The sequence below is a fragment of the Nocardioides sp. CER19 genome (genome assembly GCF_029846275.1).
Classification (GTDB): Bacteria; Actinomycetota; Actinomycetes; order Propionibacteriales; family Nocardioidaceae; genus Nocardioides.
Map to the genome: position 1 here is coordinate 889943 of NZ_JARVWS010000001.1, position 25525 is coordinate 915467.

Here is a 25525-nt window from a genome sequence, read left to right on the forward strand (position 1 = left end):
GGGCGGCCATCCTGCCAGACGGCCCAAGGACGTTTAGGGCAGCCGTATTGTGGAAAGTGGTCTGGACCGGAGCGCATTTTCCTCGGACCGTGCGCTCCCGGGTCGAAGGGAACGTCATGGGAGTGGTCGTCACCGTCGTGGTGGTGCTGGTCGCGTGGAGCGTGTGCGCCCTCGTGGTCGGTGTCGTCCTCGGCCGTGCGATGGCCCTGAGGCCGCGCGGCGACGCCCACAGCGCGCCCCCCGCGCCAGAGACGCCCCGAGGGCAGACCGCGGCGCCGCTGTCGGTGTCCTACCGCGAGCGCAGCTAGCTCACCGACAGGTCCAGGAAGCCCTTCGCCCGCAGACCGGCGAGCACGTCCGCCAGCGCGTCCTCGACGGTCCGTCCGGTGGTGTCGACGACGACGTCCGCGTCCTCGGGCGTTTCGTAGGGCGACGAGATGCCCGTGAACTCCGGGATCTCGCCGGCACGCGCCTTGGCGTAGAGGCCCTTGCGGTCGCGTCGCTCGCACTCCTCGAGCGGCGTCGCGACGTGCACCAGGAAGAAGGCGCCGCCCGCGTCGGCCACATAGCCGCGCACCTCCTGCCGCGTCGCGTCGAACGGCGCGATCGGGCTGCAGACCGCCATGCCGCCGTGGCGGGAGATCTCGGCCGCCACCCAGCCGATCCGGCGGATGTTGGTCTCGCGGTCCTCCCGGGAGAACGTCAGCCCGGCGGAGAGGTTGCGCCGTACGACGTCGCCGTCCAGCGACGTCACGGTCCGCTCGCCCTGCTCGAGGACGAGGTCGACGAGCGCCCGCGCGAGCGTCGACTTGCCGCTGCCGGAGAGGCCGGTGAAGAAGACGACCAGGCCTTGCGCCGACGGGTCCGGCGCGTGGACGGCGGCCGTCGGCACGACCTCGGGGTCGCCGTACGCCTCGAGGACCTGCGGCGCGCGCGGGTCGTCGGCGGCGACCGGGATCGCGACCACGTCACGGTGGGCGGCCAGGGCCGCGCGCAGCACCGCGGGCCGGTCGGCGATGTCGCCGACGGGCACTGCGGTGAACCCGCCGGGGTGGCGCTCGCGCGCCTCGGCGGGCGTGAGGTAGAGCCGCCGGAACGGTCCGTACGCCGGCCGGGTCAGTGCCGTCACCTCGCGCGACGGCCACGCGACGGAGGCCAGGGGCAGCCCCTCGGGGTCGACCAGCTCGACCGCCCCTGCCTCGGTCGCGGCGGCCGCCACCGAGGCCGGCAGGGCGAGCTCCAGCGGACCGGCCAGTGCTCCGGAGACGATCAGCTCCAGGTCGTCGAGCTCGCGGTGGGTCGGGTGGAACTGCGGCGCCGGCACGCTGGACATCCTTCCACGGGGCCTGGACGGGACGTCCGTGTGGCGCTCCTGCTGACCGGGCGGCGGGTCGCGCGGTAGCCGCCCGTACCCTTGCCGGCATGTCCGTCCCCGTCACCGAGATCGTCCGTTCGGGGTTCGTGGAGGGCCGCCACCACGGCTCGGTCGTCGCGCTCGACGCCGACGGCACCGTGGCGTGGTCGGTCGGCGACGTGACGTCGCAGATCCTGCCCCGCTCGACGAACAAGCCGCTGCAGGCCGTCGGCATGGTCGGCCTCGGGCTCGACCTGCCGCCCCGCCTGCTCGCGCTGGCGGCGGCGTCGCACTCCGGCGAGGAGATCCACCTGGCCGGCGTACGCGAGATCCTCGCCGGGGCGGGGCTCACCGAGCAGGCGCTCGGCAACATCCCCGACCTGCCGCTCGACCCGATCGTCCGCGACCAGTGGCTGCGCGACGGTCGCGAGCCGAGCAAGCTCGTCCAGAACTGCTCCGGCAAGCACGCCGCGATGATCGCCACCTGCGTCGCGCGGGACTGGCAGCTGTCCGGCTACTTCGAGCCCGACCACCCACTGCAGCAGCTCATCCAGCGCCGCTTCGAGCACCTCACCGGGGAGCCGGCGGTCGTCACGATCGACGGGTGCGGAGCGCCGCTCCTCTCGTCCTCGCTGACCGGCCTCGCCCGCGCGTTCCGCACGCTGGCGCTCGCCACCGAGGGTCCCGAGCGGCGGGTGGCCGACGCGATCCGCGAGTTCCCCGAGTACGTCTCGGGCAGCAACCGCGACGAGCTCCGACTCCTTCGCGCGCTGCCGGGTGCGATCGGCAAGCTCGGCGCCGAGGCCGTCTACGCCGTCGCCCTGCCCGACGGTCGCACGGTGGCGCTGAAGATCGAGGACGGCGGCGACCGCGCCCGCCCCGTCGTCATGGCGGAGGCGCTGCGGCGCCTGGGCGTGGAGTCGGCCGAGGTCGACGCGATCGGCACGCACACGCTCCTGGGCGGCGGGATGCCGGTGGGGGAGATCCGGGCAGCCTTCTGAGGCGCTGTGACCTGTCCCACCCACCTTTTGCTTGCAACTGTTAGCGTTTGCTAGCAGCATGGGAAGCATGGTCAGGAGCAAGGGCAAGGTCACGCAGACAGCGCGTGCCCTCGGTGAGTACCTCAAGGAGCAGCGGGTCTCGGCCCAGCTCTCCCTGCGGCAGCTCGCCGAGCAGGCCGGGGTCTCCAACCCCTACCTGAGCCAGATCGAGCGCGGGCTGCGCAAGCCGTCCGCCGAGGTGCTGCAGCAGATCGCGAAGGCGCTGCGGATCTCAGCCGAGCAGCTCTACGTCCGCGCCGGCATCCTCAACCCGGAGGACGGCGTGGGTGGCTCCGTCGAGCTGGCCGTGCTGGGCGACACGAAGCTGACCGAGCGGCAGAAGCAGTCGCTGCTCGACGTCTACGCCTCGTTCCTCGCCCTCAACTCCCGCCACGAGGACGAGCCGGCGCCGCCGGACGAGTCCTGACGCTCCCTCTCTGTTAGGAGACATCGCGCAATGCCGAAGTTCGAGATCGCCAAGCTCAAGCTCGACCTGCCCAAGGTCGACGTACCCAAGCCCGTCTACGCCGGTGCCGGTGCAGCGGAGCTCGCGGTCGCCGCCGTCAAGGAGTACGTCGACAGCGTGTCGAAGAAGGTCCTCGACGCTCGCGGCGACGTGACCGCCCGGGTGAGCGGCTACCAGAAGCAGGCCGCCGGGTTCGAGCCCAAGGCCTTCGCCGACACCGTCCAGAGCAAGGCCACGGCTCGGGTCGGGTCCCTGACCGCCGAGGCCAAGGCCCGCCGCGCCGTCATCGAGTCGCTCGTGAGTACCCTGCAGGCCGACGCCAAGGCGCTGCCGGGCAAGGTCACGTCGTTCTACAAGGAGACCAGCGCCGACGCGCTCGGCTCCTACCAGGACCTGGCCAAGCGCGGCGAGGTGCTCGTCGCCAAGCTGCGCGGCGAGGCGCCGACCGAGGTGACCGTCAGCGTCGAGGGCGCGTCGGACACCCCGGTCCAGCCCGCGAAGACGGCTCCGGCCGCGAAGAAGGCACCGGCCAAGAAGGCCCCCGCCGCCAAGAAGACGACCGCGAAGAAGACCCAGGTCAAGAAGGACTGACCGCCAGGTCGGCCCCGCACTTCGAGAACCCGCCCCGTCCGCCAGGACGACGGCGGGTTCTCGTCTTCTCACGTAGGATCGGGGCATGTCCTTGCTGAGCATCCCCAGCACCGTGATGCTCGTCGTCTACGTCGTGCTGCTGGCGGTCAAGCTGTTCGCGTTCGTCAGCGCGCTGATGTTCTCGAACGAGCACTACCGTGCCGCCGGCAAGTGGACGAAGGGCGGCTGGGTCGCGCTCACCGGCATCGCCCTGCTGCTGCAGGTCTTCCCGATCGCGGGCCTGACGATCGTCAACCTCGCGCTGACCATCGCTGCCTTCGTCTACCTGGCCGACGTACGTCCGGCGCTCTCGAGCCTGCGCCGCCGTTGACCGTTCCGCGGCCGCGTTCCGGCGCGCGTGGGTCGTCGCCTAGGGTTTGGCCGTGATCGGCGAGACGGATACCCGCCCCTGGGGCTCCTGGCAGGTCCTCGACGAGGGCGAGGGATTCAAGGTCAAGCGCATCACGGTGACGCCGGGCTCGAGGCTGTCCTACCAGACGCACGAGCACCGGGCGGAGCACTGGGTCGTCGCCGCCGGCCGCGCGACCTGCGTCATCGACGGGGAGACGGTGGTCGCGGACACCGGTCAGTGCATCGACGTACCGCTCGGCGTGCCGCACCGCATCGGCAACGCCGACGACACCGAGCTCGTCATCATCGAGGTCATGCGGGGGTCCTACCTCGGCGAGGACGACATCATCCGGCTCGCCGACGACTTCGGCCGCGCCGAGTGACCGGGGCTCAGGCCTCCAGGTAGCGCCGCAGTGCGTCCCGCTGGTCCTCGGGCGTGAAGCCGGTGGCCTCGATCTTGTCGAGCGAGAGCACCGACCCCAGCGGCCGTGGGCTGATCGGCTTGCCCGCGGCGATGGCGGAGGCGAAGTAGTCGGCGGTGGTCGTCGCCGAGACGTCGGAGGCCGACCGGCCGGACAGCTCGAAGACCGCGGCGGCGATCTGCTGCCACGACGTCGGCTCGCCGCCGTTGCTGACGTTGTAGGTGCCGTACGGCGCCTCGCTGCTCAGCAGGTGCGCGATCGCGGCGGCGAGGGTGCCGGTGAACGTCAGCCGGCCGATCTGGTCGGCCACGACCGACGGCGAGACACCGTCGTGGGCGAGCCGCGCCATCGTGCGCACGAAGTTGTTGCCCTCGCCGATCACCCACGAGGTGCGGACGACGTAGTGCCGGGGCGTGCTCGCCACCGCCAGGTCGCCCGCCGCCTTCGACTGGCCGTAGACGCCCAGGGGCGAGAACGGCTCGTCCTCGGTGTGGGCCTCGTCGGTCGTCGAGCCCGCCGAGGACCCGTCGAAGACGTAGTCGGTCGAGACATGCACCAGCGTGAGCCGGTGCTCGGTGGCCGCCCGCGCGAGCAGCGCGGGTGCGGTGGCGTTCGCCGCCCAGGCCGCGCGGCGGCCCTCGTCGGTCTCGGCGAGGTCGACGGCGGTGTAGGCGGCCGCGTTCAGCACGACGCCGTACTCGTTCCACGGCCAGGCCGCGACCGCCTCGGCGTCGGTGACGTCGAGCTCGGCCCGGGTGGCGACCTCGGCCTCCGGGAAGGCCGCGGCGAGCGCGCGCCCGAGCTGGCCGTTGCCGCCGACGATGAGCGTCTTGCGCGGCTTCATCGGGGTGACGTCGGCCAGGACCGGGTTCTTGCGGTCCTTGTCGGAGATCTCCGCCTCGTCGGACGACAACGGGATCGGCCACGGGATCGCCGCGTCCGGGTCGCCGAGGTGGAGGGCCGGGTAGGCGGGGCCGGGCTGCCAGTGGTCGTTGACCAGGTAGGAGTAGACGGTGCCGTCCTCCAGCGCCTGGTAGGAGTTGCCGACCCCGCGCGGCACGTAGACGGCCGTGTCGGGGCCGATCTCGGTCCAGAACGCGGTGCCGAACGACGGGCCCTCACGCATGTCCACCCACGCTGCGAACACCCGCCCGGTCGCGACCGACACGAACTTGTCCCACGGCTCGGTGTGGATGCCGCGCGTCGCACCGCGGGCGGCGTTGAAGGACATGTTGTTCTGCACCGGCCCGAAGTCGGGCAGGCCGAGCGCGGTCATCTTCGCGCGCTGCCAGTTCTCCTTGAACCAGCCGCGCGCGTCGCCGTGGACGGGCAGGCGGACGACGAGCAGCCCGGGGATCGCGGTCTGCTCGACGGAGAGGTCGGTCACTGGCCCTTGGCGGCGTACGCCGCCTCGGTCGCCGCCTTGGCGGGGCGCCACCAGGCCTCGTTGGCCTGGTACCACTCGATCGTGTCGGCGAGACCGGCCTCGAAGTCCTGGAACTGCGGGGTCCACCCGAGCTCGCTGCGCAGCTTTCCCGACTCGATCGCGTAGCGGCGGTCGTGGCCGGCGCGGTCGGTCACCCACTCGATGTCGTCGGCGTCGCGGCCGAAGTGGCGCAGGATCGCGCGGACCACGTCGACGTTCGAGCGCTCGCCGTCGGCGCCGATCAGGTAGGTCTCGCCGACCCGGCCCTTCTCGAGGATGGCCAGCACCGCCGAGGAGTGGTCGGAGGTGTGGATCCAGTCGCGGACGTTGAGCCCGTCGCCGTAGACGCGCGGCTTGCGGCCGTCGATCACCTCGGTGATCTGGCGAGGGATGAACTTCTCGACGTGCTGCCACGGGCCGTAGTTGTTGGAGCAGTTCGAGATGGTCGCCCGGACGCCGAAGGACCGCACCCACGCACGCACCAGGTGGTCGGAGCCGGCCTTGGAGGCGGAGTAGGGCGACGACGGGTTGTAGGGCGTCTCCTCGGTGAACCGCTTCGGGTCGTCCAGCTCCAGGTCGCCGTAGACCTCGTCGGTGGAGACGTGGTGGAAGCGCTTGTCGTAGCGGCGGGCCGCCTCGAGGAGCGTGAAGGTGCCGACCAGGTTGGTGACGATGAACGGCGCCGGGTCGGAGAGCGAGTTGTCGTTGTGCGACTCGGCGGCGTAGTGCACGACCGCGTCGGCCTCCTCGACCAGCGGGTCGACGACGCTCGCATCGGCGATGTCGCCGACGACCAGCCGGACCCGGTCCTCCGGGAGTCCGGCGAGGGACTCCTCGGTCGAGGCGTAGGTGAGCTTGTCGAGGACGGTCACGCGCGCATCGGTGGTCTCGACCACGTGGTGGACGAAGTTGGAGCCGATGAAGCCGGCGCCGCCGGTGACGAGGATGTTCTGCACGGGGGGCGAGTCTACGGGGTCGGCTGAGCGTGCAGCCGCTTACGTAGGATGCCCGACTGTGAAGGGAATCATCCTCGCCGGTGGCACCGGCTCGCGCCTGCACCCGATCACGCTCGCGGTCAGCAAGCAGCTGATGCCGGTCTACGACAAGCCGATGATCTACTACCCGCTCTCCACGCTGATGCTGGCGGGGATCCGGGACGTCCTCGTCATCACGACCCCGCACGACGCCGAGGCGTTCGAGCGGCTGCTCGGCGACGGCTCGCAGCTGGGGGTGAACATCACCTACAAGCAACAGCCGTCCCCCGACGGCCTGGCCCAGGCGTTCACGATCGGCGCCGACCACATCGGCGACGACAAGGTCGGCCTGGTGCTCGGCGACAACATCTTCTACGGCGCCGGCCTCGGCAACCAGCTGCGCCGCTTCGAGGATCTCGAGGGCGCCGCGGTCTTCGGCTACAAGGTCAACGACCCGACCGCCTACGGCGTCGTGGAGTTCGACGACCAGTTCCGCGCCGTCTCCCTGGAGGAGAAGCCGAAGCAGCCCAAGAGCCCGTACGCCGTCCCCGGCCTCTACTTCTACGACAACTCGGTCATCGAGCACGCCCGCGGGCTGAAGCCGAGCGCGCGCGGGGAGCTGGAGATCACCGACCTCAACCGGATCTACCTGGAGGCGGGCACGCTGCAGGTCGAGGTGCTTCCGCGGGGGTCGGCCTGGCTCGACACCGGGACGCTGGAGGACCTCAACGAGGCGGCCAACTACATCCGGGCCATCGAGCACCGCCAGGGCACCAAGATCGGAGCCCCGGAGGAGGTCGCGTGGCGGATGGGCTGGCTCACGGACGAGCAGCTCGAGAAGCTCGCCCAGCCGCTGGTGAAGTCCGGCTACGGCTCCTACCTCCTCCGCCTGCTCGACGAGCGGTGAGCGGGCGGGAGTGTCAGGCGAGGGTCAGCCCGGGTAGTCGGCGCCGGCCGCCTGCCGGGCCCGCCACGCGCTGTCGACCATGGCGTGCAGGTCGTGGCGCATCGCCCAGTCGAGGTCGCGGGCGGCCAGCTCGCCCGTCGCGACGATGCGCGCCGGGTCACCCGGGCGCCGGGCCGCGATCTCAGGCGTGAAGTCGATGCCGGTCACGTCCCGCACCGCGTCCATGATCTGCCGGACGCTGACCCCCTCGCCGCTGCCCAGGTTGTAGACGGGCTCGAGCGGCTCTCCGGCGGCCAGCTTGTGGGCGGCGACGACGTGCGAGCGGGCCAGGTCGGTGACGTGCACGTAGTCGCGCACGCAGGTGCCGTCGGGCGTGGGGTAGTCGGCGCCGTTGATGTGCGGCGTCCTGCCCGTGGCGAGCGCGTCGAAGACGAGCGGGAACAGGTTGTGCGGGCTGGCGTCGAACAGCTCGGTGCTGCCCGAGCCGACGACGTTGAAATAGCGCAGGCTGGTGTGCTTCAGCCCGTGCGCGGTCGCGACGTCGCGCAGCAGCCACTCGCCGATCAGCTTCGTCTCGCCGTACGGGCTCTCGGGGTCGGTGGGCGTCGCCTCGGTGACGAGGTCGACGTCGGGGGTGCCGAACGTCGCCGCGCTGGAGGAGAAGACGATCGCGTCGACGCCGGTGTTGAGCATCGCCTCGAGCAGCACGGCGGTGCCGTGGACGTTCTGGGCGTAGGTGTGGAGCGGGCGCTGCACGCTCACGCCGGCGTACTTGAAGCCGGCCAGGTGGATCACGCCCTCGACGCCGTGCTCGCTGATCGTCGCCTCGACAGCCTCCTGGTCGAGGATGGTCGCGTTGACGAACGGCACGTCCTTCGGCACGAACCGCTCGAAGCCGCTGGACAGGTCGTCGATCACGACCGGCGCGAGGCCGTCCTCCTGCAGCGCTCGTACGACGTGCGCGCCGATGTAGCCCGCTCCACCCGTCACCAACCAGCTCATCGAGGCTCCTGTCGTATTTGGGACGGCCAAGGATACGGGTCGTAGCATCGACGGATGCTCGCGCGCCTGCTCACCCTGGGTGTCGCCTGCCTGGTGGTCCTGCTCCCGGCGGCGACCGATGCCGTGACCACCGACGCGCCGGGCGGATCGCCTCAACCCGCGGGTCGCGCGGCCAGCCGTTCCGCGGCCCGCGTCGAGACCCCTGTCCCGGCGGCCGCGCGACCGCTGGCCGGCCGGACGGTCGTGCTCGACCCCGGACACCAGCTCGGCAACGCGCGGCACCCTCGGGAGATCGACCGGCTGGTCCAGGCCGGGCCGAGTCGCAAGCCGTGCAACACGACGGGCACGTCGACGGACTCCGGCTACCCGGAGGCAACCCTCACCTGGCAGGTCGCCATGGTCGCCCGGCGCGACCTCCAGCAGGCCGGCGCACGAGTGGTCCTGACCCGCAGCTCGAACTCGGCGAGCGCGTGGGGGCCGTGCGTCGACGCGCGCGGCCGGCTCGGCGGTCGCGTGCACGCCGACCTCACCGTGTCGATCCACGGCGACGGCTCCTACGCGCGCGGTGCCCGCGGGTTCCACGTGATCGCGCCGGCCTCGGTGCGCGGTTGGACCGACGACATCGCGGCGCCGTCGCGGCGGCTCGCCCTCTCGCTGCGATCGGCCCTCGGGCGGGCCCGGTTCCCGCGGGCCAACTACATCGCCGGCGGCGACGGCCTCGACGTCCGCTCCGACCTGGGCACGCTGAACCTCTCCGACGTGCCGGTCGCGATGGTCGAGCTCGGCAACATGCGCAACGCGACCGAGGCACGCGGGATGCGGTCGAAGCAGGGCCGGGCGCGCTACGCCCATGCGCTGACGGACGGCATCACGAGGTACCTCGCCGCTCGCTAGGGTCGGGCGCATGCTGAAGCTCGGCCACCGGGTGCTCGTCGACGAGCTCCCACTCGTGATGGCCATCGTCAACCGCACTCCGGACTCGTTCTACGACCGGGGCGCCACCTTCGCCGAGGACGCGGCGTTCGCCCGCGTCGAGCAGGTCGTCGACGAGGGCGCCGACATCGTCGACATCGGCGGGGTCCGGGCGGGCTACGGCCCCGAGGTCGACGCCACCGAGGAGATCAGGCGGGTGGCGTCCTTCGTCGGGAGGGTGCGGACGGCGTACCCCTCGCTCGTCATCTCGGTCGACACCTGGCGCTCCGAGGTCGCTGACGTCGTCTGCCGCGAGGGCGCCGACGTCGTCAACGACGCCTGGGGCGGCCACGACCCCGGACTGGTCGACGTGGTCGCCGCGCACGACGCGGCGCTCATCTGCACCCACACCGGTGGCCTGCGGCCGCGGACCGACCCGCACCGGCAGGAGTACGCCGACGTGGTCGCTGCCGCGATCACCGCGACCACCGCCTACGCCGAGCGCGCGCTCGCGGCGGGCGTCGCGAAGGAGTCGATCGTCATCGACCCGGCCCACGACTTCGGCAAGAACACCTTCCACTCGCTCGAGGTCACGCGGCGGGTCGGCGAGATGGTCGAGACCGGCTGGCCGGTGCTCGTGTCGTTGTCGAACAAGGACTTCGTCGGCGAGACGCTCGGCCGGCCGGCGGGGGAGCGGCTGTCGGGCACGCTCGCCGCGACCGCCGTGTGCGCGCTGGCCGGGGCGCGGATCTACCGCGTCCACCAGGTCCGCGAGACCCGGGACGTGGTCGACATGACCTGGTCGATCGCCGGTCGGCGGCCCCCGCTGCGCGCGATCAGGGGGCTCGCGTGACGCGGGTCGCGCTGGTGCCGGGGGTGCTCGCGCTGCTGCCGGAGTACCGCTCGCTCCAGGACCCGGTCGCCTCCCTCCGCGCCGCGTGCCTCGACGCCGTCGCATGGCTCGGCCCCTCGCCTCGGGTGGTCGCCGACGCCCAGGGCAGCCGGATCGCCGCCGCGCTGGTGGGGGCCGCGGGTCTCGATACGCCTCCGCCCAGCGGCTCCGGCTACTCGACCAGCGGGCGTGTCGGTGGTCGAGTAGCGAGCGCCAGCGAGCGTATCGAGACCACTGAGGAGGGCGTGCTGGTCGTCGGCAACGGCTCGGCCCGCCGTACGGAGGCGTCTCCGGGACCGTTCGACCCGCGGGCCGTGCCGTTCGACGACGCGCTGGGTGCCGCCCTGCGCGGCCCCGACCCGGCCGTGCTCCGCTCCCTCGACCAGCAGCTGGCCGAGGAGCTGTGGGCGGCCACCGGGTCCGTCACCGAGCTCGCCGGCCTGCTGGAGGGCGCGGGCCTGGTGGACGTCGACTACGACGACGCGCCCTACGGCGTGCAGTACTGGGTGATGAGGTGGCAGGGATGAGGACGCTGGTCGGCGACGGCTCCGTCGAGGAGCTCTACGCGTGGCCGGACGGCCCGTGGCTGCGAGTGAACATGGTCTCGACCGTCGATGGCGCCGCCCAGGGCCCGGACGGCCTGACCGGGACGATCAACAACGCGGTCGACACCGTGGTCTTCGACGCGCTCCGCGTCGACGCGGACGTGCTCGTCGTCGGCGCGGGCACGGTGCGGGCCGAGGGCTACGGGCCGCTCGGGAAGCCGTTCGTGGTCGTCGGGTCGGCGCTGCCGCCGCAGCTCGAGGGCCACCCCGACGTGCGGCTCCACCCGGGCGGCGACAGCGAGGCGCTGCGCGAGCTGGTGCTGGAGCTCCGGGCCGAGGGGCTCACCCGCATCCTCTCCGAGGGCGGCCCGACGCTCCTCAACGGCATGCTGCGCGCCGGGGTCGTCGATGAGCTGTGCGCCACGATCACCCCGCGGATCGTCGGCGGGAGCGGCAAGCGGATCGTGGACGGGCCGCTGGTCGACGTACCGCTCACCCTGTCTTCCCTGGTGGAGCAGGACGGGACGCTGCTCGCGCGCTGGCTAGTGTCACGCGGGTGACTGCGGACCTTCTCGTGGAGCGGCGCCCCGGCGTCGTCGAGGTGACCTTCGACCGGCCGGAGCGGCACAACGCCTTCACGCAGGGGATGTACGCCGCCCTGCACGAGCTGTGCGACTCCCTCGCCGCGGACGCGTCCGTGAAGGTGCTGGTGCTGCGTGGCGCCGGCGGCCGCGCGTTCGCCGCGGGCAACGAGATCTCGGACTTCCTCTCCCAGGATGCGGTCGTCTACGAGGACTGGATCCGGGCGCTGCTCCTCAAGCTCTTCGCGTTGCCGCAGGTCACGATCGCCGCCGTCGACGGCGTCTGCGTCGGTGGCGGTCTGGCCGTCGCCACCCACTGCGACCTGCGCGTCGCCACGCCGCACTCCCGGTTCGGCTACCCGATCGCCCGCACGCTCGGCAACGCGTTGGCGGCGCCGATCGTCTACCGCTGCGCCGCGGTGTTCGGCGAGCCGCTGACCCGCGAGATGCTGCTCGCCGCCCGGCTCGTGGACGCCCCGCGGGCCTACGCGGTCGGCGCCCTCACGGCGGTCGCCCCGTCCCTCGACGACGAGCTGCCGGGTCTCGTCGAGTCCATCCTGTCGCTCTCGTCGGTCACCCTGCGCGCCACCAAGTCGCAGCTGCTCGCGCAGGCGGCGGCGCTCGAGGTCGCGCCGGACGGTGACGAGGACCTCCTCCGTGAGGTCTACACCGGCCCTGACTTCACCGAGGGCGTCCGGGCGTTCCTCGCCAAGGAGAAGCCGGCCTTCGGCTGAACGAACGTTCGTCGAGGACTCGACGAACGTTCGTTCGGTGGGAGGTGGCGGTCTGCTGAGGCGGGCCTCGACCTGCCTGTGGAGAGCGCCCGACGCGCGAGGGCGCCGTGGGCGAGGGTGGTCGCGTGGAGAACACGTTCCTGCGCCCGCAGTCCGCGCACCTCGGCGACCGGTGCGCCGATGCCGCTTACCTCGCGCTCCAGGAGGGAGGGGCGGAGCTGGTCAGTCTCGGCGAGATCAGCCGGCGCCTACGGATGACCAAGTCCGGGCTCCATTACGCGACGGGGGGCCGGGCGGGGCTCATCCAGCTGGTTCTCCGCGTCTTCGGCGATCGGTGGCTCCGCTGGTCGACCAATCCCTATCGCGCCAACGACGACGTCCTCCAGCTGCCGGAGACGGGGGACGAGGTCGGCGCGGTCCGGATGTGGGTCACGATGGCCGAGCTCGCAGCTGCGGAGGATCGAGCCGGCCGGCCGGATCCCTGCGCGAGGGTGGCTGGCTATCGCACGGACGAGAGGCGTGCACTGTCGGCCCAGCTCATCGGCGTGTTCGGGCGTCGCCCGTCGGGCGACGAGTTCGCGAGCGTGCACGTCATGGTCGAGGGGCTCCGAGACGCAGTCGTGGCGCCGGTCGACCCTCTTCCGGTCTGGCCGGCGCGACGCCTCCTCGCGGCGCACGTCGAACGTCTGCGCACCGTCGGCCCGCGGGGCGCGATCGATCCACGTGCGCCGCAGCCCTCATCGAGCGAGATCAGCGGCCTCGACGAGACTGGGGCCGTACCACGTGATCAGTCGGCCGCTGACCAGCTCGGTCGGGAGTGAGAAGGCCTCCGGGCCGTCGGAGACGGTGAACACGTAGGGCTCGTCGGGCAGAAGGACGACGTCCGGACGGGTCGCCTCGATCTCCTCGACAGTCGTGTGGGGATAGCGGTCGGCGGAGCCGCCGAAGGCGTTGGCCCATCCCAGCCGGCGCAGCAGGTCGCCGGTGAACGTGTCGCTGCCGACGACCATCCAGGGATCGCGCCAGATCGGTACGGCGACCCGCCGGGTCACCGGCGGCAGCGGTCGGCACCACAGCTCCCGGGCGCGCGCCAGCCAGTCCGGGCGTCGCCAGCCGAGGACGTCGTCGAAGAGCCGCTCGTAGGTCGAGACCGCCTGGGGCACGGTCCGGATGTCGGTGACCTCGACGCGGACGCCACCCTTCCCGTCGACTCCGTCGCGGAGCCGGCGTACGTCGAGCTCGCGGTTCTCCTCCTTGTTGGCGATCACCAGGTCGGGCCGGAGTGCGCGGATGGCCGACAGGTCGGGGTTCTTGGTGCCGCGAACGCGGGTGACGTCGAGGTCGGCGGGATGCGTGCACCAGTCGGTCGCGCCGACCAGGGACGCACGGGACACCGACGCGAGCGCCTCCGTGATGGAGGGGACGAGGCTGACGACCCTCACACGTTCCGCCGGTAGGCGCCACCGACCTCGAAGAACGCCTCGGTGATCTGCCCGAGCGTGCAGACGCGGGCGGCGTCCATGAGGGCGGCGAACACGTTCTCCTGCGAGGTGGCGGTGGCCTTCAGCCGGGCGAGCGCCTCGTCGGCCTCCGGGCGATGCGTGCTCTGGAACTCCCGCACCCGGCGCAGCTGCGACTCCTTCTCCGACTCGGTCGCGCGTGCCAGCTCGACGTGGTCGGGCGTGCCGTCGCCGGACTCCTCGCGACGAAACGTGTTGACGCCGACGATCGGCAGCGACCCGTCGTGCTTGCGCTGCTCGTAGAGCATCGACTCGTCCTGGATCCGGCCGCGCTGGTAGCCGGTCTCCATCGCGCCGAGCACCCCGCCGCGCTCCGAGATCCGGTCGAACTCGAGCAGCACCGCCTCCTCCACGAGGTCGGTCAGCTCGTCGATGATGAAGGAGCCCTGCAGCGGGTTCTCGTTCATCGCGAGACCCCACTCGCGGTTGATGATCAGCTGGATGGCCAGTGCCCGGCGTACGGACTCGGCGCTCGGCGTCGTCACGGCCTCGTCGAACGCGTTGGTGTGCAGCGACTGCGCGTTGTCGTAGATCGCGCAGAGCGCCTGCAGCGTGGTGCGGATGTCGTTGAAGTCCATCTCCTGCGCGTGCAGGGACCGACCCGAGGTCTGGATGTGGTACTTCAGCTTCTGCGCGCGCTCGCTGGCGCCGTACTTGTCGCGCATCGCGACGGCCCAGATCCGGCGGCCGACGCGGCCGATGACCGAGTACTCCGGGTCCATGCCGTTGGAGAAGAAGAACGACAGGTTCGGGGCGAAGTCGTCGATGTGCATGCCGCGCGCGAGGTAGGCCTCGACGTAGGTGAACCCGTTGGCGAGGGTGAAGGCGAGCTGGCTGATCGGGTTCGCCCCGGCCTCGGCGATGTGGTAGCCCGAGATCGAGACCGAGTAGAAGTTGCGGACCTGCTGCTGGATGAACCACTCCTGGATGTCGGCCATGCAGCGCAGCGAGAACTCGGTGGAGAACAGGCAGGTGTTCTGGCCCTGGTCCTCCTTGAGGATGTCGGCCTGGACCGTGCCGCGCACGGTCCGCAGCGCCTCGGCCGGGTCGACCCCGCGCTCCCGGGCCTGGTCGATGACGGTGTTGAGGAAGAACGCCAGCACCGTCGGCGCGGGCCCGTTGATCGTCATCGAGACGCTGGTCGTGGGCGCGAGCAGGTCGAAGCCGTCGTAGAGCGCCTTCATGTCGTCCAGCGTGGCCACGCTGACGCCGGAGGTGCCGACCTTGCCGTAGATGTCGGGCCGCTCGTCAGGGTCGCGGCCGTAGAGCGTGACCGAGTCGAACGCGGTCGAGAGCCGGGTGGCGGGCTGTCCCTCCGAGAGCAGCTTGAAGCGCCGGTTGGTGCGGAACGGGTCGCCCTCGCCGGCGAACATGCGGGCGGGGTCCTCGTTGGTCCGCTTGTAGGGGAAGACGCCGGCCGTGAACGGGAAGAACCCCGGGAGGTTCTCGCGGCGCAGGAACGAGACCAGCTCGCCGTGGTCGGTGTAGCGCGGGGTCGCCACGCGGGGGACCCGGTTGCCGCTGAGCGAGACGCGTCCCTCGTCCGCGGCGTATGACGCCACGGTGGCCGGCCACTCCTCGAGCTGCCGGGTGAGGTCGTCGGGGAGCTTGGTCTCGACACGCTCGCTGGCGCTGGCTACCCGCCCGGCGAGCTCCTCGTCCTCCACGAGCTCGCGCGCGACCAGCGCGAACGCTTGCGCCCGCCGCGCCTTGCCGGCCAGCTCGCCGGTCTCCGCGTGGTAGCCGCGGACGGTGTCGGCGATCTCGGCCAGGTAGCGCACGCGCTCCGGGGGGACGACCGCGTGCAGCCCGCTGGAGGTCTTGGTCGAGACCGGCGCCAGGACGCCCTCGCCGGCCCGCAGTCCCTTCTCGACGAGGAGCGAGCGGAGCTGCTGGTAGAGCGCCGTCACGCCGTCATCGTCGAAGCGCGCCGCCGACGTGCCGAAGACCGGCATCTCCTCGGGCGCGACCCCGAACACCTCGCGGTTGCGGACCAGCTGGCGGCTGACGTCGCGCAGCGCGTCGGCCGCGCCACGCCGCTCGAACTTGTTGATCGCGACGACGTCGGCGAAGTCGAGCATGTCGATCTTCTCCAGCTGCGACGCGGCGCCGAACTCGGGCGTCATCACGTAGAGCGAAGCATCGACGAACGGCAGGATCCCGGCGTCGCCCTGGCCGATGCCCGGGGTCTCGACGATGACGAGGTCGAAGCCGGCCGCCTTCACGACGGCGATGACGTCGGCGAGGTGCTCGGGGATCTCGTGAGCGCCCCGGGTCGCGAGCGACCGGAAGAAGGTCCGGTCGCCCCCGTCGCTGGTCAGGGAGTTCATCCGGATCCGGTCGCCGAGCAGGGCGCCGCCACCCTTGCGGCGGGTCGGGTCGACCGCGATCACCGCGACCCGCAGCTTGTCCTGCTGGTCGACGCGGAGGCGGCGTACGAGCTCGTCGGTCAGGGAGGACTTGCCCGAGCCGCCGGTGCCGGTGATGCCGAGGACAGGTACGCCGGCCTTGCCGCCGGTCGAGCTCGCCGAGAGCCCGTCGCGTACGTCGGCCGGCAGCCGCCCCTGCTCCGCGCCGGTGATCGCCCGGGCGACGGCCACCCGGTCGCCGGCGAGGATGTCGTCGAGGCCCACCGACCGCTGTGCCCACAGGTCGGCGTCGATGTCGCGGACGACCGAGTTGATCATCCCGACCAGGCCGAGCCGCTGGCCGTCCTCGGGGGAGAAGATCGTCACGCCGCTCTCGCGCAGCCGGGTGATCTCGTCGTGGACGATGACGCCGCCCCCGCCGCCGACGACCTTGACGTGTCCGGCGCCGCGCTCGCGGAGGGACTGGACGAGGTACTCGAAGTACTCGACGTGCCCGCCTTGATAGCTGCTCACCGCGACGGCATGGGCGTCCTCCTCGATGGCGGCGTCGACGACCTCCTGGACCGAGCGGTTGTGCCCGAGGTGGATCACCTCGCAGCCCTGGGACTGGAAGATCCGCCGCATGATGTTGATCGAGGCGTCGTGGCCGTCGAACAGGCTCGACGCCGTGACGAGGCGGACGTGGTGCTGGGGGGTGTACAGCTCGGGCACGGGCGCGTCTCCAGAAAGCTTGGATGTCCTACCAATGAGATGGTAGGACGTCCAAGCAATCGAGGCCAGCCGGAAGGTGAGGCCGAGCGTCAGGCGCCCGGGACCACGTGGTCGCCGGCCCCGGCGCGCAGGACGCCGAGCAGGTCGGTCAGCCGCACGAGCTGGGTGTCGTCGAGACCCGGCTGCGCGAACACCTCGCCGTTGAGCGCGTCGGTGGCCTTCTCGACCACTGCCCGGCCGGTGTCAGTGATCGCGCAGAGGACGACCCGCTTGTCGGTCTCACCGCGGGAGCGTCGTACGAAGCCCTGCTTCTCGAGCCGGTCGACGGCCGAGGTGACCGATGTCGGGTGCACCTGGAGGAGCGACCCGAGCCGGGTCATCGGGAGTGCGCCGAACTTGGTGAACGCGAGCAGCCGGAGGATCTCGTAGCGCGCGAAGGTCAGGTCGTGCGGCCGCAGCGCCGCATCGATCCGCTCCATCAGCAGCTGGTGCACCCGCACGATCGAGGTGACCATCGCCATCCCGGGGGCGGCGTCGTCCCAGCCGTGCGCCACCCACTGGCGACGGGCCTCGCGGATCGGGTCGAGCTGCGGCATGATCCGCACTCTAGGGCGATCGGCGCCCGACCGAGCCGACCGTCCATGGTCGGCCGTCGCGACGACGCGTCAGCCGACCCCGCCCCAGACCGCCTGCGCGCCGGCGTCGGCGGCGCGCACGAGCACGACGGTCGCGACGACCGCGATCCCGATCGACACGACACCCGCGGGGATCCGGACGACCAGGCCCAGCGGCGACCAACGGCCGATCACCCACTGCCCGAGACCGACGACGGCGAGCGCGATCGTCCACGGCAGGATCTGGTCGGCGAGCTCGGCGTGTCGGTCGATGAGCGGGTTGCTGCCGCCGAGCGACTCCTCGAGGTGCTCGCCGGCGTTCGTCGTGATCGGCACGAGGACGACGACGGCGAGGCACAGCAGCGGCGTCACGACGCTGAGCCGGCGCGCCGCCGCCGGCCACACGGCGTGGAGGACGACGGCGAGCGCCGCGAGCGGCAGCAGCACCACGACGGCATGGACGAGGAGGGCATGGGCGGGCAGACCGTTGATGGTCGTCATGGCTGGAAGAACGAGTCGACATGCGATCCGGTTCACCTGAACCCTGCGGCATGCTGTCTCGTGTCAGAGGGGTGTCCATGGCCGACCCGGAAGCGATGCAGCAGCTGCACCAGGCCCACGCTGCCGCCCTGTGGGGTTATGCGCTGCGCCTGACGGGCGACCGCGCGCAGGCCGAGGACGTCGTCCAGGAGACCTTGCTGCGGGCCTGGCGGCACGACGTCACCGACGATGAGCAGGGCTCGGCGCGGGCCTGGCTGTTCACCGTGGCTCGCAACCTCGTCGTCGACGAGGCGCGGAGCGCGCGGCACCGGCACGAGGCGGCGACCGACGAGCTGCCCGAGCGCCCCGGGGCCGACGAGGTGGACCGTCTCTTCGACTCGCTCGTCGTCACGGACGCGCTGCGCTCGATCGGCGAGGACCACCGCGACGTCGTCGTGAAGGCCTACTTCGGCCGGCTGACCACCGCGGAGATCGCCGCGGAGCTGGGCATCCCGCCGGGCACGGTGAAGTCCCGGCTGCACTACGGGTTGCGGGCCTTGAGGCTCGCCCTCCAGGAGAGAGGGGTGGTGACCCGATGATCGCCGGTCACGAGCGGTACGCCGACTGGGACGGTGCCTACGTCCTCGGGGCGCTGACCGCTGCCGAGCGGGAGGAGTACGAGCGGCATCTCGCCCAGTGCCCCGACTGCACCCGCGAGGTCGCCGAGCTGCTGCCGCTGCCCGGCCTGCTCGGGCGCGTCGACGACGCCGACCGCGAGGCGCTCCTCGCCGGGGCGGCACCGGCCGCGCCCCCCGCGGGCCTCGAGGAGCGGCTGCTCGACGCCGCGCGCGCCGAGTCGGAGACGACGCCGTCGCTGCCGTGGTGGCGCCGGACGCGCACGCAGATCGGCGTCGGACTGGCCGCCGCCGCGGCGACCGTGCTGGCGGTCGTCGTACCGCTGGCGATCCGGGACGAGCCGACGGCTCCGCAGACCTCCAGCGTCACGCTGCAGCAGAACGTGGCGAACCCCTTGTCGGCGACGGTCGCGCTGACCAGCACCGACTGGGGCACGCGCATCGACATGACCTGTACCTACGCCGACTGGGGCGAGGGACCGGAGCGGCAACGCGCTTACGGGCTCTACGTCATCGACCACCAGGGTCAGGAGCACCAGGTCTCGACCTGGCTCGCCGGACCTGGCGAGACCGCCCACACGACGGGCTCCATCGACCTCGCCGTCGACAAGCTGCGCTCGGTGGAGGTGCGCGCCGCGGACGGCAAGACGGTGCTGCTGTCGGCTGACATCTGAGGCCGGCGGGGATCGTTGGTTCATCGAGGTATGCAGGGAAACGCGCACTTCCCGTGCGGAGCTCCGCGTGGGGAGTGCGCATTCGTCTGCATACCTCGATGAACAGTCAGCCCCAGCCCGGCGGACCCGTCACGAACCCGCGTCGTCCTGCCCCGCCAGCCCGGCGTGCTCGTCGCGCAGCTGCCGCTTGAGGATCTTGCCGGAGGGGTTCTTGGGCAGCGCGTCGGCGACGACGACGTACTTGGGTGCCTTGTAGCCGGCCAGCACCCGGCGGGCGTGGGCCATGACGCCGTCGGCGGTCAGCGTGACGCCGGGCTTCGGGACGACGACCGCGGCGACGGCCTCCACCCAGCGTGGGTGGGAGACGCCGAAGACCGCGACCTCGGCGACGCCGTCGAGGGTGAAGATCGCCTCCTCGACCTCGCGGGAGGCGACGTTCTCGCCGCCGGTCTTGATCATGTCCTTCTTGCGGTCGACGACGTAGAGGTGGCCGTCCTCGGTCAGGTAGCCGAGGTCGCCGGAGTGGAACCAGCCGTTGCGGAAGGCGTCGGCAGTCTTGTCCGGCTGGTCGTGGTAGCCGAGCGTGGCGTGCGGTGAGCGGTGCACGATCTCGCCGACCACGCCGGGGGCGACCGGCTGGTCCTGGTCGTCGACGATGCGCGTCTCGACGTTGAGGGCGGCCCGCCCGGCCGAGCCGGCGTGCGACAGCTGCTCGCCCGGGCCGAGGATCGTGGCGAGCGGCGCCATCTCGGTCTGGCCGTAGAAGTTCCAGAGGTCGACGTCGGGCAGCCGGGTCCGCAGCTCCTCGAGCACGGCCACGGGCATCGCCGAAGCGCCGTAGTAGCCCTTCTTGAGGGTCGAGAGGTCGGCGGTGTCGAAGTCGGGACAGCGCAGCAGCCCGATCCAGACCGTCGGGGGTGCGAAGTACTTGGTGACGCCGTGCTCGCCGATCGCCCGCAGCACGGCCGACGGCTCCGGGCCCCGCAGGATGACGCTGGTGGCGCCGAGGTAGACGTCGACGCCGAGGAAGCAGTCGAGCTGCGCGCAGTGGTAGAGCGGCAGCGTGTGCAGCTCGACGTCGTCGGCGCTCATGTTGCCGTCGACGATGCAGGAGACGTACTGCCACATCAGCGCACGCGACGTGAGCAGCGCACCCTTGGGTCGCGACTCGGTGCCGGAGGTGAACATCATCCGGACAGGGTCGTCGTCGGCCACGGCGACGTACGGCGCCGGCCCGGCGTGGTCGAACCACGTCTGCGCGTCCCCCCAGCCGGCGGGGATCGGCTCGCCGCCCAGCCGGACCGCGAGCTTCGCCGCCACCGTCCCGGCCGACGCCGCGAGCGCCTTGTCGGCGACCGGGACCAGTGCGTCCTCGACGACGAACGCCTTGGCCGAGGAGTGGTCGAGGATGAAGGCGATCTCGTCGGCGCCGAGCATGAAGTTGATCGGCACCAGCACGACGCCGACCCGGGCCGCGGCGAAGTCGAGCACCGCGAACTGCCAGCAGTTGTGGCACAGCAGGGCCAGCCGGTCGCCCTTCCCCAGCCCGGCCTCGGCGATGGCCGCGGCGGTGCCGTCCACCACCGCCTCGAGCTCCGCGAACGTCAGCCGGGTGGCCTGCCCCGAGCCGGTCGAGGCGTCCACGATCGCCAGCTTGTCCGGCAGCCGCTGGGCGGTGCGCCGCGGCAGGTCGCCGAGCGCGTGCTGGCGGGCGGTGTCGATGTCGGCGGTCATGGGCGCTGCTCCTGCGGTCGTGTGCTCCGGGTCACACGCATGCTAGAGCCACCCTCAGCGGGTCAGTCCGGCGTCCCGTGCCACGACCACCGCCTGCGCCCGGTCGCGCAGGTCGAGCTTGGCGAAGATGTGGCGCACGTGTGTCTTCACCGTCGCCATGCTGATCACCAGGTCGGCCGCGATCTCGGTGTTGGAGCGCCCGGCGCCGATCCGGGCGAGGACCTCGCGTTCGCGGTCGCTGAGCTCGGCGAGCCCGGGCACCATCGTCGGCGAGACCGGCGGGTGGGCGGCGAAGTGGCCCATCATCCGGGCCAGCACCTCGGACGCGACGACGGGCTCGCCGGCCGCGGCGCGGCGTACGGCCTCGACCAGGCCGTCCGACGTCACGTCCTTCAGCAGGAACCCGACCGCGCCGGCGCGGAGCACCTCGGCGACGTCCTCGTCGCTGTCGAACGTCGTCAGTGCGATCACCTTGGTCGCGTCCGCGACGCGAGCCGTCGCCGCCACGCCGCCCATGCCGGGCATGCGCAGATCCATGAGCACCACGTCGGGGCGCAGGTCGGCCACGGCCGACACTGCGCTCTCGCCGTCGACGGCCTCCCCGACCACCTCGATGCCGCCGAGCTCGAGCAGCAGCCGGAGACCCTGGCGGACCAACGCCTGGTCGTCGACGACCAGCACGCGCGTCATCGGACGACCCTCACCGGCTCGGCCGGCAGGCTGACGTCCACGGTGAACCGCCCGTCGTCGGTCCGCGCGGCGAACTCGCCCCCGAGCAGCTCCGCCCGGTGCCGCATCCCGGTGAGCCCGCGACCGGGCGCCGGCCGGCCGCGGCCATCCACCGGGTTGGACGCCAGCACGTGCACGCGGTCGGGTCGCCAATCGACGACGACCTCGACGGGACTGCCAGGGGCGTGCCGGCCCGCGTTGGTGAGGCACTCACCGACGATCCGGGTGACCGCGAGCCAGACCGCCGCCTGGCCGGGCCACGGGGTTCCGGTCACGACCAGCGAGCCGTCGATCCCGCTGTCAGTGGCGCGACGGACGACCTCGTCGAGCCCGTCGTACGACGGCCGGGCGCTCCCGAGCGGCGCGAGCACGTCCAGCGTCTGCCGGATCGACCCCAGCGTCCGGTGCGCCGTCGCGCGGATGGTGTCGACGGGCTCCGCCGCCCGCTCGGGCGCCGACCGCAGCGCCGCCGCGGCCGCCTCGGCCTGGATCGCGATGAGGGTGAGCTCGTGCCCGACGACGTCGTGCAGCTCCTGGGCGATCCGGGCGCGCTCGGCGGCCACCGCCGACTCCTGCACCCGCTGGCGCTCCTCCTCCAGCTGTGCGGTGACCTCCGCGAGGGCGGCGTTGCGCGCCCGCTCGTGGGCGACGACGCGGCCGGCCAGGACGGGGGCGACGACGATCAGGACCGCGCCGATGGCGGCGACCGGCGCCTCCGGGCCGAGCAGTGTCCCGAGGACCGCGCAGGCCGTCGCGAAGCCGGTCACGCCCACGACGACGCCGGTGGGGCGGCCCCAGGCGCCGAGCGCGTAGAAGATCAGCGCGGCGGTGACGAACCCGAGCAGCGGGAAGCCGTCGAGGGGGATCAGCCAGAACGCCGCCGAGACGACCGCGACCTCGACCGGACGGGTACGCCGCCACGCGAGCGGGAGGGTGGTGCCGACGACGTAGACCACGCCGACCAGCGGCGCGGCGAACGGCGTGACGAGGGCCTGCACCAGCCCGGCCACGACCAGCACGCCGGCCAGTGCGGCGTCGCCGCGGGGCGCGTGCAGCCGGTCCCTCACCGTGCTCACGGATCCGAGGGTAGGGCCGCGAGGGCCCCGGCGGATCAGCCCTGGGGCTGATCGGTCTTCCAGCCCGCGGGTCGATGTGGCCGCAGGGCCCGGATTCCTAGCGTCGTCACCTGTCCGAACCACCCAGCAAAGGGAATCCGATGACCGCTCTCACCACTGCCCGGACCGCGCCGCTCGACGCGGTCCGGCTCAGCACCCGCTTCGGTGTCGCCTTCGGCGTCTGCCAGATCGCCACGATGATCGCGATGTCGATCTTCGTGCTGCCCCACGGCGGGCCGCCGGGGCTCGACTACGAACGCGGCCGGGCCGTCCACGACGCCGCCGACCTCTACCGCGCCGGCAACTACGTCTTCATGGTGTCGGGGGTGCTGCTGCTCGGCTTCCTCGGCGCCGTCTCGACCCGGCTGCGCCGCATCGAGACGAGCGGGACGCTCGCCACGGTCGCGGTCGCCGCGGGCGCCGTCCTCGCCTTCGTCTGGCCCTTCGCGGGGGTCCTGCACGACGTCGCGCTGGACACCGGCGACTCCGGTGCCGACCTGCGCATCCTGGCCGCGTGGGACTCGGTGGCGCCGTACTCGCTCGCGTTCTCGGCCCTCCCGCGGCTCTTCTTCGTCGGCGCGCTCGTCCTGGCCCTGCGACACGTCGGTACGACGCCCTGGCTGGTGCGGGCCGGGAACGTGATCCTCGTGCTGAGCGCCGCGGGCACCGCGACCGTCGTGTCCGGCGCGATGTTCCCGCTGCTCGCCCTGAGCACGCTCGGCTTCGAGCTGTGGATCGTCGCCCTGGCGGTGACCTGGCTGCGGGAGCCCACCCGGACCGGCGCGGTGGAGGCTCGTCGCTAGGCTGGCCGACGGTCAAGTGCGACGAGCATCGAGGAGTAGTCCGGGCGCGCCGATCCGGGTGTCCGAACCGTGAGGAGAGACGTGAAGATCGGCTACAAGGCGTCGGCGGAGCAGTTCGGGCCGCGCGACCTGGTGGAGTACTCGGTCCTGGCCGAGGAGGTCGGCCTCGACAGCGTGTGGGTCAGCGACCACTACCAGCCGTGGCGGCACGTCGGCGGCCACGCGCCGTACTCGCTGGCCTGGATGGCCGCGGTCGGCGAGCGCACCGAGCGGATCACGCTCGGCACCAGCGTGCTGACCCCGACCTACCGCAACAGTCCCGCGATGATGGCGCAGGCGTTCGGCACGCTCGGCTCGCTCTACCCGGGTCGGGTCGTGCTGGGCGTCGGCACCGGCGAGGCGCTCAACGAGATGGCGGTGCAGGGCGAGTTCGCCTGGCCGGACTTCAAGGAGCGCTTCGCCCGGTTGCGCGAGGCCGTCCGGCTGATCCGGCTGCTCTGGAAGGAGGAGCGGGTCACCTACGAGGGCGACTTCTACCGGACCAAGGACGCGACCGTCTACGACCGGCCCGACGGCGGGGTCCCGATCTACGTCGCGGCGGGCGGCCCGACGGTCGCGAAGTACGCCGGCCGCGGCGGCGACGGCTTCATCTGCACCTCCGGCAAGGGGATGGACCTCTACACCGAGAAGCTGCTCCCCGCCGTCGCCGAGGGCGAGCAGGCGGCCGACAAGCCGGTCGGCTCGTCGGAGCGGATGATCGAGGTCAAGCTGTCCTACGCGCACACCCGGGAGGAGGCCCTCGAGAACACCCGGTTCTGGGCGCCGCTCTCGCTCACCCCCGAGCAGAAGCACGGCACCGAGGACCCCGCCGAGATGGCCAGGCTGGCCGACGAGCTGCCGATCGAGCAGGTCGCGCAGCGATGGATCGTCGCCACCAGCCCCGAGGACGTCGTCGCCGCGTGCCGGCAGTACGTCGACGCCGGCTTCGACCACCTCGTCTTCCACCCGCCGGGGGCTGACCAGGCCGGCTTCCTGCGGACGTTCGCCGCCGAGGTGCTGCCCGGGCTGCGGGAGCTCGGCGCGTGAGCGGCCCGTCCGTCGCCTACGAGCTGCGGGACGGGGCCGCCTGGATCACCCTGGCCTCCGGAGACCGCGGCAACACCCTGACGCTCGACTCGGGCGCCGAGTTGATGGACGCCGTGCGGCGCGCGCGTGCCGACGCGGCGAGGGTCGTCGTCCTGCGCGCGACCGGCCGGTTCTTCTCCGCCGGGGGTGACATCGGCGGCTTCGCGTCGCTCACCGACGTCACCGCGGGGGTCGACGACCTCGCCGAGAGCCTGCACCGGATCATCAGCGAGCTGGTCCGCTCCGACGCGATCGTTGTCTCGGCCGTGCACGCGATGGCGGCCGGCGCGGGCTTCCCGCTCGCGGCCGCGGCCGACATCGTGCTCGCGGGTGAGTCGGCCCGGTTCACGCTCGGCTACACCAAGATCGGGTTCTCCGTGGACGGCGGGTCCTCGCAGCTGGTGCACACCTTGGGGCTGCACCGGGTCCTGCGGCTCGCCCTGCTCAACGACGTACTCACCGCGGCGGAGGCGCACGCCGCCGGCCTCGTCGCGCGGGTGGTCCCCGATGACGAGCTGGCCGGGCTCACCGAGCAGGTCGTCGCCGGCCTGCTCGCCGGCCCCGCCGCCGCCCAGGCCGACGTCAAGCGGCTCCTGCGGGACGCCGTCGAGCCCGCACCCGAGTCCGCGCTGCGTCGCGAGACCCTCGCGATCCGTCGCAACGCCGCGAGTCCCGACGGCCGCGAGGGCGTGGCCGCGTTCCTGGAGAAGCGGCCGCCGACGTTCAACACCTGACCCCGAGATCGGGCTTGTCGCCCCTCGAGATCGGGCTTGGTGCCCC

Annotated in this window: 29 protein-coding genes; 18 read left to right on the forward strand and 11 right to left on the reverse strand. The window is 72.2% G+C overall.

Features of this window, described 5'->3' with window-relative positions; all coding sequences use genetic code 11:
- The first annotated feature begins 116 nt into the window (after nt 1–116).
- Complete coding sequence (locus QDS12_RS04280; RefSeq protein ID WP_279877184.1) at nt 117–308, forward strand: hypothetical protein; 192 nt, start codon at nt 117–119, stop codon at nt 306–308.
- On the opposite strand, the gene cysC is transcribed toward QDS12_RS04280, so the two are convergent.
- The gene (gene cysC / locus QDS12_RS04285) at nt 305–1324 is read right to left on the reverse strand and encodes an adenylyl-sulfate kinase (protein ID WP_279877186.1); all 1020 of its coding nucleotides are present in this window, start codon (nt 1322–1324) and stop codon (nt 305–307) included. The two genes, QDS12_RS04280 and cysC, sit on opposite strands and share 4 nt — an antisense overlap.
- A 98-nt stretch (nt 1325–1422) precedes the next feature.
- Between cysC and QDS12_RS04290 the strand changes: the two genes are divergently transcribed.
- From QDS12_RS04290 to QDS12_RS04310, 5 genes are all read left to right on the forward strand, one after another.
- The gene (locus QDS12_RS04290; RefSeq protein WP_279877188.1) at nt 1423–2355 is read left to right on the forward strand and encodes an asparaginase; all 933 of its coding nucleotides are present in this window, start codon (nt 1423–1425) and stop codon (nt 2353–2355) included.
- 67 nt (nt 2356–2422) lie between these two features.
- Entirely contained in the window at nt 2423–2821 is a 399-nt protein-coding gene (locus tag QDS12_RS04295) for a helix-turn-helix transcriptional regulator (protein ID WP_279877190.1), read from the forward strand.
- A gap of 30 nt (nt 2822–2851) precedes the next feature.
- Nucleotides 2852–3451, forward strand: coding sequence for a hypothetical protein (locus QDS12_RS04300; protein ID WP_279877192.1), 600 nt, complete (start codon nt 2852–2854; stop codon nt 3449–3451).
- Between the two features lie 85 nt (nt 3452–3536).
- Nucleotides 3537–3821, forward strand: coding sequence for a DUF2516 family protein (locus QDS12_RS04305; protein WP_279877194.1), 285 nt, complete (start codon nt 3537–3539; stop codon nt 3819–3821).
- Nucleotides 3822–3873: 52 nt separating this feature from the next.
- A complete protein-coding gene (locus tag QDS12_RS04310; protein WP_279877196.1) occupies nt 3874–4224 on the forward strand; it encodes a phosphomannose isomerase type II C-terminal cupin domain in 351 nt (116 codons plus the stop codon).
- A 7-nt stretch (nt 4225–4231) separates the two neighbouring features.
- Here QDS12_RS04310 and QDS12_RS04315 read toward each other — a convergent pair whose 3' ends face one another.
- Both QDS12_RS04315 and rfbB read right to left on the reverse strand, forming a co-directional pair.
- Nucleotides 4232–5650, reverse strand: a complete 1419-nt coding sequence (locus tag QDS12_RS04315; RefSeq protein WP_279877198.1) for a bifunctional dTDP-4-dehydrorhamnose 3,5-epimerase family protein/NAD(P)-dependent oxidoreductase — start codon at nt 5648–5650, stop codon at nt 4232–4234.
- Nucleotides 5647–6645: a dTDP-glucose 4,6-dehydratase gene (gene rfbB / locus QDS12_RS04320; protein ID WP_279877200.1), complete on the reverse strand. Its 999-nt coding sequence runs from the start codon at nt 6643–6645 to the stop codon at nt 5647–5649. Before rfbB ends, QDS12_RS04315 begins: the two co-directional genes overlap by 4 nt.
- Before the next feature lie 58 nt (nt 6646–6703).
- Here rfbB and rfbA point away from each other — a divergent pair, with 58 nt between their 5' ends.
- The gene (gene rfbA, locus QDS12_RS04325) at nt 6704–7570 is read left to right on the forward strand and encodes a glucose-1-phosphate thymidylyltransferase RfbA (protein WP_279877202.1); all 867 of its coding nucleotides are present in this window, start codon (nt 6704–6706) and stop codon (nt 7568–7570) included.
- Nucleotides 7571–7594: 24 nt separating this feature from the next.
- Here the strand turns inward: rfbA and galE are convergent, their stop codons facing one another.
- A complete protein-coding gene (gene galE / locus QDS12_RS04330; RefSeq protein WP_279877204.1) occupies nt 7595–8572 on the reverse strand; it encodes a UDP-glucose 4-epimerase GalE in 978 nt (325 codons plus the stop codon).
- Nucleotides 8573–8626: 54 nt separating this feature from the next.
- Here galE and QDS12_RS04335 point away from each other — a divergent pair, with 54 nt between their 5' ends.
- The 6 genes from QDS12_RS04335 (at nt 8627) to QDS12_RS04360 (ending at nt 13057) form a co-directional block, all read left to right on the forward strand.
- Nucleotides 8627–9466, forward strand: coding sequence for an N-acetylmuramoyl-L-alanine amidase (locus QDS12_RS04335; RefSeq protein WP_279877206.1), 840 nt, complete (start codon nt 8627–8629; stop codon nt 9464–9466).
- Nucleotides 9467–9476: 10 nt separating this feature from the next.
- Nucleotides 9477–10337, forward strand: coding sequence for a dihydropteroate synthase (gene folP / locus QDS12_RS04340; protein WP_279877208.1), 861 nt, complete (start codon nt 9477–9479; stop codon nt 10335–10337).
- A complete protein-coding gene (locus QDS12_RS04345) occupies nt 10334–10903 on the forward strand; it encodes a hypothetical protein (protein WP_279877210.1) in 570 nt (189 codons plus the stop codon). Before folP ends, QDS12_RS04345 begins: the two co-directional genes overlap by 4 nt.
- The gene (locus tag QDS12_RS04350) at nt 10900–11481 is read left to right on the forward strand and encodes a dihydrofolate reductase family protein (protein ID WP_279877212.1); all 582 of its coding nucleotides are present in this window, start codon (nt 10900–10902) and stop codon (nt 11479–11481) included. The genes QDS12_RS04345 and QDS12_RS04350 overlap by 4 nt, the downstream gene beginning before the upstream one ends.
- Entirely contained in the window at nt 11478–12236 is a 759-nt protein-coding gene (locus QDS12_RS04355; RefSeq protein WP_279877214.1) for an enoyl-CoA hydratase-related protein, read from the forward strand. Before QDS12_RS04350 ends, QDS12_RS04355 begins: the two co-directional genes overlap by 4 nt.
- Nucleotides 12237–12361: 125 nt before the next feature.
- Complete coding sequence (locus QDS12_RS04360; protein ID WP_279877216.1) at nt 12362–13057, forward strand: hypothetical protein; 696 nt, start codon at nt 12362–12364, stop codon at nt 13055–13057.
- On the opposite strand, the gene QDS12_RS04365 is transcribed toward QDS12_RS04360, so the two are convergent.
- The 4 genes from QDS12_RS04365 to QDS12_RS04380 form a co-directional block, all read right to left on the reverse strand.
- A complete protein-coding gene (locus QDS12_RS04365) occupies nt 12974–13678 on the reverse strand; it encodes a helical backbone metal receptor (RefSeq protein ID WP_279877218.1) in 705 nt (234 codons plus the stop codon). The two genes, QDS12_RS04360 and QDS12_RS04365, sit on opposite strands and share 84 nt — an antisense overlap.
- Entirely contained in the window at nt 13675–16836 is a 3162-nt protein-coding gene (icmF, locus tag QDS12_RS04370; RefSeq protein WP_279877219.1) for a fused isobutyryl-CoA mutase/GTPase IcmF, read from the reverse strand. Before icmF ends, QDS12_RS04365 begins: the two co-directional genes overlap by 4 nt.
- Before the next feature lie 89 nt (nt 16837–16925).
- A complete protein-coding gene (locus tag QDS12_RS04375) occupies nt 16926–17432 on the reverse strand; it encodes a MarR family transcriptional regulator (RefSeq protein ID WP_279877220.1) in 507 nt (168 codons plus the stop codon).
- Nucleotides 17433–17501: 69 nt separating this feature from the next.
- Nucleotides 17502–17951: a DUF2231 domain-containing protein gene (locus QDS12_RS04380; RefSeq protein WP_279877221.1), complete on the reverse strand. Its 450-nt coding sequence runs from the start codon at nt 17949–17951 to the stop codon at nt 17502–17504.
- A gap of 77 nt (nt 17952–18028) precedes the next feature.
- Between QDS12_RS04380 and QDS12_RS04385 the strand changes: the two genes are divergently transcribed.
- Entirely contained in the window at nt 18029–18529 is a 501-nt protein-coding gene (locus tag QDS12_RS04385) for a sigma-70 family RNA polymerase sigma factor (RefSeq protein ID WP_279877223.1), read from the forward strand.
- Nucleotides 18526–19239 carry a zf-HC2 domain-containing protein gene (locus QDS12_RS04390; protein WP_279877225.1) on the forward strand — a complete coding sequence of 238 codons (714 nt, stop codon included), beginning with the start codon at nt 18526–18528 and terminating at the stop codon, nt 19237–19239. The genes QDS12_RS04385 and QDS12_RS04390 overlap by 4 nt, the downstream gene beginning before the upstream one ends.
- 129 nt (nt 19240–19368) lie before the next feature.
- Here QDS12_RS04390 and QDS12_RS04395 read toward each other — a convergent pair whose 3' ends face one another.
- Genes QDS12_RS04395 through QDS12_RS04405 form a run of 3 tightly spaced genes read right to left on the reverse strand, consistent with a single transcriptional unit; the run spans nt 19369 to nt 22778 of the window.
- Nucleotides 19369–20973, reverse strand: coding sequence for a fatty acyl-CoA synthetase (locus tag QDS12_RS04395; RefSeq protein WP_279877226.1), 1605 nt, complete (start codon nt 20971–20973; stop codon nt 19369–19371).
- Nucleotides 20974–21027: 54 nt separating this feature from the next.
- A complete protein-coding gene (locus QDS12_RS04400; protein ID WP_279877227.1) occupies nt 21028–21663 on the reverse strand; it encodes a response regulator transcription factor in 636 nt (211 codons plus the stop codon).
- Complete coding sequence (locus tag QDS12_RS04405; protein ID WP_279877228.1) at nt 21660–22778, reverse strand: histidine kinase; 1119 nt, start codon at nt 22776–22778, stop codon at nt 21660–21662. The genes QDS12_RS04400 and QDS12_RS04405 overlap by 4 nt, the downstream gene beginning before the upstream one ends.
- A gap of 140 nt (nt 22779–22918) precedes the next feature.
- Here QDS12_RS04405 and QDS12_RS04410 point away from each other — a divergent pair, with 140 nt between their 5' ends.
- From QDS12_RS04410 to QDS12_RS04420, 3 genes are all read left to right on the forward strand, one after another.
- On the forward strand, nt 22919–23620 hold the full coding sequence (locus QDS12_RS04410) for a hypothetical protein (RefSeq protein WP_279877229.1): 702 nt from the start codon (nt 22919–22921) through the stop codon (nt 23618–23620).
- An 81-nt stretch (nt 23621–23701) separates the two neighbouring features.
- Entirely contained in the window at nt 23702–24706 is a 1005-nt protein-coding gene (gene fgd, locus QDS12_RS04415) for a glucose-6-phosphate dehydrogenase (coenzyme-F420) (RefSeq protein WP_279877230.1), read from the forward strand.
- Nucleotides 24703–25479: an enoyl-CoA hydratase-related protein gene (locus QDS12_RS04420; protein WP_279877231.1), complete on the forward strand. Its 777-nt coding sequence runs from the start codon at nt 24703–24705 to the stop codon at nt 25477–25479. Before fgd ends, QDS12_RS04420 begins: the two co-directional genes overlap by 4 nt.
- Nucleotides 25480–25525 lie beyond the last annotated feature (46 nt).